Genomic DNA, 12619 nt, shown 5'->3' with positions numbered 1-12619 from the left:
ATAGTTGGGTATGAAAAGCATAGAAACGCTCCTCGCGCAGTTAAAACGTGCGCAAGTCAGGCTCACGCTTGATGAAAATAAGAATGTTAAAATTCGTGGTCGCAAAGATGCGCTGAGCCAGGAACTTATTCAATTGATTAAAAAGAATAAAGTCGCTTTAGTAGAGCATCTTTCTAGCATCTCTCAGCAGCGTGTAGAAAAGATCTCACGCGTGAGTTACCAGCAGCCGCTACCGCTGTCATATGCACAACAGCGTATTTGGTTTGAGCATCAAATGTCCGGTGAGCCTGCTTATTTTAATACACCAATCCTGTTATTTATTGATGGGCACCTTGATACCAGCAAGCTTTCATTTGCCGCCAGTGAGTTAATTAAGCGCCATGCGAGTTTGCGGACCACATACAATACTGAGACAATGCAGCAAGAAGTGCGGGAAGCTCAGGCATATAATGTGAAGACCACTGCGCTGAGCGAGCAGGTTGTCATTTCTCCCGATACGGTACCATCAGTTATTCACGCACGAATTGCTGCACCTTTTGATATCACTGATGACCTGTTATTTCGAATGGAATATTTTTGGGGCGCAGAGTGTAGCTATTTACTATTCAATACGCATCATATTGCATGTGATGGCTGGTCGAGAAGCCTTTTGCTGAGTGAATTTCTGAATCTTTATCACAGCCAACAAGGTATCACAGATACCCCCCAACGAATTGACTACCCAGATTATGCTTGCTGGCAACGGCAAAGTCGGGAAAGCGCAGCGGAAGACCCAAAACTGGCATATTGGCTCACGCAACTCGACAACGCCCCAGCGAGTCATAGTTTGCCTTTACAGCGACCGAGGCACACCGTCGTCGACAATCGCGCTGATGTTCTGGACACCATCATCGATACGGCAACACTGAAACGTATAAAGCAATATTGTAAAGAGTCACAGAGTTCATTGTTCCACTTTATTCATACTGTGTTTGCTGCAACGATTGGACGCTTTTCCAATCAGACGGATGTAGTTATTGGAACAGCGGTGAATAATCGAAATCACATGGAATTACAGGGCATCGTAGGCTTGTTTGTGAACAACCTGGTATTACGTACACATTGTGATCCCGCATGGAACTTCGATCAATGTATGCGACATGTCAGAGCTGTCAACCTTGCGGCGCTGGAGCATCAGGATGTTCCATTTGAGCTGCTGGTCGAAAAACTGAATCCGTCGAGAAATAAGCATCTGCCCCCCCTTTTTCAGATCATGCTCAATATCAATCCGCGGGTAGAAGAGCCTGATATCGCGTTAGATAATCAAAGTTGCAGCGCTGTAAAGTCTTCAAGATTGGGGCAGGAACAAGACTTGGTGTTGAATATTGAAGAATCAGATGCTGAGCTATTATGCCGTTTTGAGTACAAGGCAAGCTTGTTTGCCCGGAAAAACATTGAAAGCTTTAAAGACGCATTTTTGACCTTGATGACACAGGCATTAGACCGCCCATCTCAACCACTATCGGGTATATCCTTGTTGAGTGACGCGCAGCAACGCACGCTTTCAGTGTTATCGCAGGGGCAAAGTGATGCAAGTTTATATGAACATACGGTCACAGAGCTATTTGCCCGGCAGCTGCAACAATCACCTCAAGCTCCGGCCGTGTGTTTTGGAAATATAACGCTGTCTTATACTGAGTTTGAAAGGCTGACGAATATACTTGCGCAGCAGCTCATGACTAAAGGGGTTAAACAGGGCTCTGTGGTAGCCCTGCGTCTGCCGCGAAGTCTGGAAATGGTAGTTGCAATCTGGGCAGTGATGAAAGCCGGCGCAGCCTGGTTACCTATAGATGTAAGCTTGCCTGAAGCACGTGTTGAGCAAATGATTGAACTCAGTAACACTGCATTATGTATCACTTGCGAAGACGTGCACGATGAGTCCATTGGAGGCATTGAATGGTTCTGTATTGACCTCACTGTGTTGCGAGCTTCGCCTGATGTTGCGTCGTGCAAACCAAACATTTCTGGCGATGATCAAGCCTATGTCATTTTTACTTCAGGCACGACCGGCACTCCTAAAGGCGTTGTGAATTGTCATCGGGCGTTGGCAAATCGAATTACCTGGATGCAGCAGCACTATCCTCTTAGTGCATGTGACAAGGTACTACAGAAAACCCCTTATAGTTTCGACGTCTCTGTATGGGAGTTCATCTGGCCATTGTGCTTTGGCGGTACTTTGCATGTTGCCCTGCCCGACATCCACAATGATCCCGATAAGCTCGCGCAGACAATTGAAAATGAGGGAATTACGCTACTGCATTTTGTACCATCTATGCTGCATTTGTTCATGGATGCAGCAGATCCAGGTGCGCTTAAAACGCTTAGCCGAGTTTTTTGCAGTGGTGAAGCTTTGTCTCCTGAATTGGTCGCAAAGTGGTATCAACATACTCAGATACCTTTACACAATTTATATGGCCCTACTGAAGCCGCTATCGACGTCAGTTACCATGACTGTTTGCCGGATCATGACACACAACCAGTACCGATTGGTAAGCCAATTGCCAACTGTCGCCTTGTCGTATTAGATCAGGACGGATTGCAATTACCTCCCTGGGCTGTTGGAGAGTTGTATATCGGTGGCGTGCCACTTGCCCAAGGGTATATAGGTAATGAGCAGCTGACGAATGAAAAATTTGTGTTGCAGCCTTACGATAGCGGTATGCCTAAGCGCTTGTATAAAACAGGTGATTTGGCATATTGGCATGCTGAAGGTTATTTAGTCTATCTGGGTCGTAATGATGAGCAGGTAAAATTGCGAGGCTTGAGAATTGAGTTACAGGAAATCAAACTACAGATAAACGCGCTACCAGGTGTCCTTGACAGTCAGGTTGTCGTGAGAAATGCCGGCAGTGAGCAGGCTAATCTGGTCTGTTTTTATGTGTCAGAGCCTGGCTGTGACAAGCAACTGGAAGCAGAAATCCCTGCGATGTTACAAAAAACGTTACCTGGCTACATGATACCGTCTCAATATCAGCACATTGAGGAGCTGCCACTGAGCAAACATGGAAAAGTCGATATCAATGCCTTATTAGCGCTACCATTAGACGCGATAGCACAACCTAGCCTGACACCTTTGAGCTGTGCACATCAACAGCAGCTTGCTGAGTTATGGAAGGAGGTGCTGACTACTGCTGACTCACCGCTTGGCCTGGAATCGGACTTTTTTGAGCTGGGAGGCCACTCTTTACTGGCTGCAAAGATGGTCATGTCATTGCGAAAATCTGGCTATCAGGCTCTACAAATTAAGGATATTTTTGAATACCCCAAGCTGGGTGCACTTGCTGAGCATTTAACTGGAATGGCGCAAAGCATGCGAGAGAATGAATTGCGACCAGTGAAACGGCAGGCTCTGATGCCAGTTTCCTTTGCTCAACAACGATTGTGGTTCATGGATAAACTGCAAAGTAGCAGCGCTTTTAATATGGTGTCAGGATTTAAAAGTTCGCTCAGGTTGGAGCCGGATCTGATAGAAAAAGTGGTTGAGGCATTGCAATATCGTCATGAAGTATTAAATAGTCGGTTTGTACAGTCCGACTATCAGATCTACACTCGCCTGAATGACCCGACTGATATCAAAGTAGATGTTATTACTCTCCCGGCGGATGATCAGGCAGGCAACGCTCTTGTGGTTGAGCAGGAAATGCGCCGCCGTGGTGAGCGCCGTTACGATCTATCGAGTGACTCTCTGTTTCAGGTTGCGCTTATGCAAGGAGAACAGGAAAGCTACTTGATCGTCGCACTGCACCATATCATTGCAGATGGCTGGTCTATGGGTGTACTGCTTAAAGATTTTATAGCGATGTATGAAGCGCTTTATGCTGCACAACAACCGGCACTGGCACCTTTATCCATTCAATATGTCGATTATGCACACTGGCAGTCTCGTCAGTTTGATGAGCAAAGGCTGGCATCAGATTTAACCTACTGGCAGACTCTTTTAGCCGGTGCGCCTGCGGTTCATGGTTTGCCAGCAAACCGCCAAGAGGGCAATACTACCCGCGCTCCCCAGGTCTTTGAACATGTGTTCAGCTGCGCTGACAGTGGGTTAATCAGAAAATTTTGCCATACAGAGTCTGTTTCGTTGTTCATACTATTGCAAAGTGTGTTTGCTCTGACAGTGGCGTTTTTAGGGAGAACTCAGGATGTTGTGTTAGGTACTCCGGTTGCCGGACGAGAACAGAGTGAGCTAACCAACTTAATTGGTCTGTTTGTCAATATGATGGCGCTGCGAACTCAGTTTAATGGGGATATGACCTTTGAGCAGTTGTTACATCAGAACAAAGCGCAGCAACTAGACTCTCTGGCACACGCCGAATTGCCTTTTGAACGCTTAATTGAGTCTGTTGCGCCTGATCGGACACAGGAATACTCTCCGGTGTTTCAGATAATGGTGAACATGCTGGCGTTAGATGGTGTTGATAAACTGGACCTGGCAGGTCATCCATTGACTATGCTGGAGGAGCAAGACCCCGCTGCTGGCAAATATGAGCTGTGTCTGTCGATTGTTGATAAGGCGCAGATAGCCCTACATTACAGCTTTGACCCAGCTTTGTATGATAACCAGCTAATAGGCTCCATAAATGGTGTCATGGTAAACATCTTGACTCAGGTGCTTAACGATAAGTGTACGCGTTTGTGTGATTTGGATTTACTAAGCCAAGAGCAAAATAAGGCAGTAAGGGCACTGGGGCAGGCAGAGCGACAGATTTGGGGCAATGAACAACGGATCGAACAGTTGTTTTTTGAGCAGGTGAGAAAAACGCCACAAGCAATTGCGCTGATTGATGAGCGGGAAACTCTTAGCTACCAAGATCTGCAAGAGCGGGTGAATACACTGGCTGTGGTCTTACAGGACTATGGTGTAAAGCCCGGGCAGTCTGTGGGGGTAGGCTTGCTCAACAGCATATATGCGGTTGAGGCTATGTTAGCAGTGCTTACTGTGGGGGCCAGGTTTGTGGCCATTGATGCACACTTACCATCAGAAAGAAAACGCTGGATCGCCTCAGATAGTGAGAGTGCTCTACTGATAACGACGACAGAGTTTGCTGAGCAATTTGAACTGGAGCAGTGTCAGTTGCTCGTGTTGGACTGTGAGGCCGTAAAGACTCGTAGAAAGTACGTGCTCGAAGCTGAAAAGGCACAGGTTCAGCCTGTTATCTCTGAGCTGGATGACACGGCCTATCTGATTTACACCTCAGGTTCCACAGGGAAACCTAAAGGTGTGATAGGCTCTCATGGCGCCATTTTAAATCGTTTTTTCTGGATGTGGCAGCGTTTCCCATTTGGACCTCAAGAGCTGATGTTTGGCAAAACAAACTTGTCGTTTGTTGATGCCATCTGGGAGTTGTTGGGGGGATTACTGCAAGGTGTCCCAACCTACTTGTGTAATCCCGATGCGATGCGCTCTGCTGATCTGATGGCCAACATAATTTACCGACAAAAAGCGACACGTATAGTATTGGTTCCCTCATTACTTCAGGCCCTGCTGTCGCTTCCTGACGTGGCTAAGCTACTCAGCACGCTAACTATGGTGACTGTATCCGGAGAAGTCCTGGGTGATGACGTTAAAGCGCGATATCTGGAATCGCAAATCCCGGCCGTGTTACTCAATCTGTACGGCTCATCTGAAGTCGCAGGAGATGTGACCTACAAGATCATTGCCAGTAAACAAGATCCGGCACATGTAATAGGTGTACCAATCAGTAACAATCAGGTTATTGTGATCGACAAGTACCGACGTATCATGCCGCCAGGGTTTCCCGGCGAACTGGCAATTAGCGGTCTTAATCTGGCGTCGGGTTATTTCGCAAAGCCACAGTTGACGCAGGAGCGCTTTGTCCAACTGGCTGGATTGACAGAGACCTACTTTATGAGCGGTGATCTGGTTTGCTTATCTGGTGACGGTGAATTGACTTTCCTTGGCAGGGTAGACAACCAAGTTAAGATCAGGGGAGTACGTGTCGAGCTTGATGAAATTGACCATCAGCTCAGAAGTATTTCTGGTATCGCTAAAGCTGCAAGTTGGTTATTTGATGAAAAACAAGGTATTCTGGCAGCCACTGTCGTTCTGAATAATCCACAGCTGGATGCTGGTAGTATTAAACAGCACCTGAAGCAAAGTTTACCTGCTTATATGATACCCAGCCACATACATGTCGTGGACGCAATGCCCCTGACCAGCAGTGGAAAGATAGACAGAAAAGCGCTTGTAACCGGTGAAGTAAACATTGATGCACAGCACTATGAAGCGCCTGAAGGAGAGTTTGAGAATGGTCTGGCACAGATTTGGGCCAAACACTTGGGCCTGGAAGTAAAACAGTTGGGTAAAACTGCACATTTCTTCGAGCTCGGTGGTCACTCTTTGATGTCAGTTAAAATTATTGCTGATATTCATACCCAGTGGGGCGTTTCGCTGACGGTAAGAGATATATTCAGCTCTCCCACGTTGTCTGAAATGGCGGAAAAAATAGACCAGCATCAGCCCCATGAGAAAAAGTTACGTAGAAAATTGACTCAGTCGACGGACAAGAAAAAAAATAAGGTTGTATTATGACACTGGAAGCCCTGTTACAGGTTTGTGCTGATAACGGAATTGTGTTTGCTGAAGAAGATGGCCAGCTCACTTTAAACTATGATCTAGAGTTAGATGCATCGCTGCTTATTGAGATAAAAGCACATAAACAGGCTATTTTGGATTGGCTGTTGCGTGAACAGCATCCAGATGAACCAAGTGCCTCACTACTAAGTATTGCGCAAGAGAATGCCTCTGTTGATAGCTTTCCCCTGTCATATCCACAGCAAAGGCTGTGGTTTTTACATCGTATTGCAGACGGAAGTGCCCATTATAATATGCAGACTGCACTTCGTGTGCATGGAAACTTTGATGTGCTTGCAGCAGAGCGGGCATTAAATGCGATTGTCAAAAAACACTCAATTCTAAGAACAATCTATTTTGATACTGAACAAGGGGCACGGCAACGCATACTCAGTGATGTGTGGCTGAATATAGACCATAAAAGTCTGACGCATACCCCGAGTAGGGACCGGCAACAATATATACAAGCAGAAATTGATGCCGATGCAGCCAGTTCATTTGATTTAACGAATGGCCTGGTACTTAGAGCCCGATATCTGGAATTGTCTCAAGAGGAAGGGGTGTTGATCATTACGGTCCATCATATTGCCTCAGATGGTTGGTCTACGGGTTTGCTGGTTAATGAGTTTATAGAAAACTATAAAGCTTTGACGCTACTGAGTGGGACGTGTCCTGAGCAATCTTTACCAATTCAATATCGTGATTTTGCTGTCTGGCAACGTCGTTTACTTGAGAGCCAGGCTTACACAAAGCATACGGATTATTGGTTGTCGCACCTGAATGAGCTACCTCATTCACATAGTCTGCCTTTGGATTATACCCGGCCACCGCAGCAATCGTTTGCGGGTCGGCAAGTAAGCATTGAACTCGGAGAGCATGTTGCCCAGCGTCTTGAAGCTGCCTGTCTTGCGCACGGCGTAAGCAGTTTTATGTACTTGAATGCCGTGTTTTCTGCGGTTTTAGCGCACTATAGCCAAAACTCCGATGTGGTAATGGGGACTTCGGTTGCGAATCGGACCGTGAGTGATCTACAAGACGTCGTTGGCTTTTTTGTAAATACCCTTGTTCTTAGACATGATTGCCGGGAGTCACAGACATTTTCAGAATTTCTAGAGCAGGTCAAAGAGAATAACTTGCAAGCTCAGGCACATCAGGTTGTGCCCTTTGACCATTTGGTAGACTTATTAAACCCGCCGAGAAGTAACGCAATTACCCCCCTGATCCAGATATTGTTTAGTATGAACAACAACCAGTCCTCTGGAACAGAAATTGAGAACTTACGCTTTACACAGTGTCACCCGGAACAGCCTGTTGCAAAATTCGATTTAACGTTCGAGGTATTCGCTTCAGAAACACAGATAAAAGCTGATTTAATTTACAGCACGGCGTTGTTCCAGCATGAGAGAATGAGCACGCTCATGGCAAGTTTTAAAGCTGCTATTGAGTTTCTGCTTGTGAACCATGACGTTAAGCTGCAAGACGTTCCTATGATATCGGACAGTGAGCAAAAACAGCTATATACAGCGGCGACGTCTGCGATATCTGAATATCACACTCAGGCTGGATTATCTGTGGTTGAGCGCTTTGCCGAACAAGTGGCGCAGACGCCAGAGGCTGTGGCGGTGATCTGTGGCGATGAGCAACTGAGTTATGAGGCACTGGATACCCGGTCAAACCGCTTGGCACACTATCTGCGAGAGGAGCAGGGTGTGGGTGCGGAGTCGCGGGTAGGACTGTGCTGTCGTCGCGGTGTTGATATGATAGTCGGACTGCTGGGGATCCTGAAAGCGGGGGGTGGCTATGTGCCACTGGACCCGGGATACCCGGCAGAGCGGTTGCAGTATATGGTGCAAGACAGTGAGGCATGCTGCATAGTCTCGGACGATGCGGGACAGGATGCGCTGGGTGAATTGGATATCACCCGGGTTGCGGTGCAGAAGGTGGCACAGGACAGCAGTGTGTCTGATGCAGCGGTTAGCGTGTCAATTCAACCACACCAGCTGGCGTATGTGATTTATACCTCAGGCTCTACGGGGCAGCCTAAAGGCGTGATGATAGAGCATCAACAGCTGAGTCACTATGTTGCTTACGCTGAGTCACAGTATTTACCCGGGCGGGTTGGCGCGGTGGTGAGTTCATCGCTGAGCTTTGATGCGACGGTGACCAGTCTCTACAGCCCGCTGGTATGTGGTAAGGCCGTTTACCTGATGGCTGAAGATGGGCTATTACAGGGGCTGAGTGAGCATATTAAAGATGCTGACCGGGGATGGATGTACAAACTGACCCCTGCGCACATTACCGCTGTGAACAGCTTGTATGAAGGGGCAGAAGTTGACGCTCAGGGAGAGGTCTCGCATTGCTTTGTGGTAGGGGGAGAAGCACTGAGTAGCGATGCCGCGAAGACCCTGATGTCATACAATGCATCGAGTGAACTGTTCAACGAGTACGGGCCCACAGAAACAACGGTAGGCTGTACTCAGTATTTATATCAGGGTGACCCGGGGTATCAGGGGCAAGTACTGATTGGGCGGCCCCTGGTGAATATGCAGGTTTATGTACTGGATCGCCAATTAAGGTTGGTTCCGAAAGGCAGTGTTGGCGAGCTGTATATTGGCGGGCCTCAGGTAGCGCGAGGCTATCAGAATCAGGTTGCACTGACAGAATCACGATTTATTGCGCACCCATTTAAAGCAGGAGAGCGGTTATACAAAAGCGGTGATTTGGTCCGCTGGACAGAGGCAGGCGAGCTGGCCTATATGGGACGCGATGACGAGCAGATCAAAATACGCGGTTTTCGGATTGAGCCCGGCGAGATAGAGGAAGTAATAAACCAATCTCCGGGGGTTGCTCAGTCCTTGGTAACAGGTTACGTTAAAACAGATAAAAGCACTGATTTGGTTGCTTACATTCAAGCCGCGAAGGCTCAGCAAGATCCGATAAGTGAGCCGGGTTCAAAAGCGGTTGAAACCTGGAGCACTATATTTGATGCTCATTATGAGGTTACTGGTGGTAGTCTCAATTGTGATTTTACCGGTTGGAATTGCAGCTTTACTAACAAAGCTATCCCAGAGCAAGAAATGTCGGCCTGGTTAGATGACACGATAGCACTGATTTCACAGTATAACCCTAAACGCGTCTATGAAGTCGGGTGCGGTACCGGGTTATTATTATTTAGACTGCTTGATGTATGTGAGCAATATCGTGGCGTAGATATTTCCACTGCGACGGTGCAGCGATTACAAAGTTATATTGCGCAACAGAAGATGAATAAGGTTGCGGTACATCAGGCTGAAGCTGCCGATTTTTCTCATGCGAACGGGTACAGGCCTGATACTGTGATCATTAACTCAGTGGCGCAGTACTTTCCTTCATTACCCTATTTAAATACGGTGCTGGCGCAGGCCATCGAGCTGATAGAGCAACAGGGACAAGTGATTATTGGTGATGTTCTGAATTACGACCTGCTGGATTATTTCCACCTTGATGTATTGGGCCGTCGTGCATGCGAAGATCAGACTCTCAAAAGTCTTTTGGATGATGTAACAGACGCCGTTGCGAGTGATAATGAATTGCACATTTCACCGCGCTATTTTTATCAGCTTTGTGCTCAGTATTCATGTATTGCCGATGTAGAAATAAATATTAAAGCAAGTACATATGATAACGAAATGAGTCGCTACCGATATGACGTTGTATTGCAAATCAATAAACAAGAAAATACACAACGGCATATCGCAAATATGGATACGTTGAGTTGGTCCGACATCGCATCAAGTGAAGCAAATCTCTTTGCCGATACTCTGTCAGTAATCAGTCAGCATGATTTGGTACTAATCACCGATGTACCAAACAGACGTTTATCTCATCTCACTTGTCCTCAGGCGCTGGCAAGTGTAGTGGCCGAAAATGTAAATGCCAGAGTGGGTGATTATCTTAATGCTCTGTGGCAGGTACCTGAGGATGAAGCTTACATGGCGATTGCTGCACAATGCGCTGGTCTGGGTTATCGTTGTCAGTTGATCCCAGACCTATCTGGCGACCCACGAAACCTGCAATTGCTGATAAATAAGCGCCCAGAGATAGTGAGTAGCGCGTTAAGTTGGGGTGCCACATGCCAGGATGAGCCAGGATCAGGGCGAGAGTTGGCAAATACACCAGCTTTTGAAACCGCATGGCTGCAATTGAAAGAACACATAAAACAGCAGCTGCATACCAAGCTACCAGCCCATATGATCCCCTCACGTTTCATCCAGGTGCATACATGGCCACTGACCGTGAATGGTAAAATTGATAAACGGGCATTACCTGAACCCCAGTTCACCAGCAGTGATGATTATGTCGCCGCCAGCACAGAGCAAGAACAGATACTGGTTGAGATCTGGTCCGAACTACTGGCAGTACCAGTCGAACAACTCAGTGTTACTGACAACTTCTTTGAGCTTGGCGGGGATTCCATTTTATCTATCCAGGCAGTGTCACGGGCAGCTCAGCAGGGATTACACTTTAGTGTTAAGAACCTGTTTGAATATCAGACCATCCGTGCTTTGCAGGGGCAGCTACGAACCCGTACTTTGATTGAGCATGAACAAGAAGAGATCACAGGAGAGCAGCCACTGCTACCTATTCAGACCCACTTCTTCAGCGATGAAACTGAGCTACATCACTATAATCAGGCGGTCTTATTACAGGTGCCTGTCGGGTTTAAAGCCAGCTGGCTTGAGCCTCTGCTGGTTGCGCTATGTGAGCGCCATGATGTGCTACGTTTACGCTTCGAGCAATCCGCCGACGGCGCCTGGACAGGACGATATCAGCCTTTGACAACAATGAAGTGGTCTGAGTATGTCGAAGTGGCATCGCTGAGCTCTGACACCCCTGAGGTGTTTGAAGCCCGTTGCACTGACATTCAGCGCAGTCTGTCGCTGTCAGGTCCGCTGATTAAAATGGGCTACTTCGATGGTCAGCAGCAGAGCGGGCGCCTGTTGCTGACGCTGCATCACCTTCTGGTTGACGGTGTCTCATGGCGCGTGCTGCTGGAAGATTTGGATACGCTGTGTCATCAGCTAGAGGCTGCACAGCCTTTGTCTCTGGCAGCGAAAACCATGTCTTACCAGCGTTACGGGACGGTACTTGAAACGTATACCCAGAGTGACGCATGTCAGGCGCAACGGGCATACTGGCAAAATACGCTGGATACCGAGGTAGACGCCTTGACGCAAGATGGTGTCCGTGAAGCGGGACCCCTGGCACGAGGCCATGCGACTTTATGTTTGAGCAGCACGCATACGCAGGCTTTGCTGCAGGACAGTAACCAGGCTTACCGGACACAGATAAACGAATTGTTATTAAGTGCACTGATGCATGCAGTTCGGCAATGGGGAGGGGTTACACAGCTGCGCCTGGATCTGGAAGGGCATGGCCGTGAAGCGCTTAGCGATGAGGTTGACCTGAGTCAGACAGTCGGCTGGTTTACCAGTGTTTATCCGTTGGTATTGTCAGCCCCTTCGTCCAGTTTCAGTGACATTATTTGTGCTGTGAAGGAGCATTACCGGGGCATTCCGGATAACGGCATTGGCTACGGCCTGCTGACCCACAGCGGAGCCCTGTCCGGAACCGGGCAGGCTGCGCCACTGATGTTTAACTATCTTGGTCAGTTTGACCAGGTGCTGGACAGTGACCGTTACTTCAGCATAGCGCAAGAAAGTAGTGGTGAGCTGATAAGCCCACTGCGCCCGGCCAGTCATGGTATGACACTCAATGGTGCAGTACAGGGCGGGCAGCTGAGGTTTGACCTGCACTATGCACAGGCAGAGTATGCGGATGATTCAATGGCAGCATTGATGCAGGCTTTTGAGGCGAGTCTGGTACAGTTGGTGGGGCATTGCACGACGCCTGGCGTTGGTCGTTTGACTCCTTCCGATTTCCCGCTGGCTGACGTCTCTCAGTCTGTGCTGGATACCTTACAGGATACCTATCCCATTGAGGACC

At 47.9% G+C, this 12619-nt stretch carries 2 protein-coding genes; both read left to right on the top strand.

The features are described from left to right. Window positions 1-10: 10 nt before the first annotated feature. On the top strand, window positions 11-6592 hold the full coding sequence (locus NH568_RS20600; protein WP_253050462.1) for a non-ribosomal peptide synthetase: 6582 nt from the start codon (window positions 11-13) through the stop codon (window positions 6590-6592). Beyond that, on the top strand, window positions 6589-12619 hold a 6031-nt coding region (locus NH568_RS20595; RefSeq protein WP_253050460.1), incomplete at its 3' end, for a non-ribosomal peptide synthetase. The genes NH568_RS20600 and NH568_RS20595, both read left to right, overlap by 4 nt.

It is taken from the genome of Pseudoalteromonas sp. XMcav2-N (assembly GCF_024124545.1).
Lineage (GTDB): Bacteria > Pseudomonadota > Gammaproteobacteria > Enterobacterales > Alteromonadaceae > Pseudoalteromonas.
This window is presented reverse-complemented; position numbering and strand designations above follow the sequence as displayed.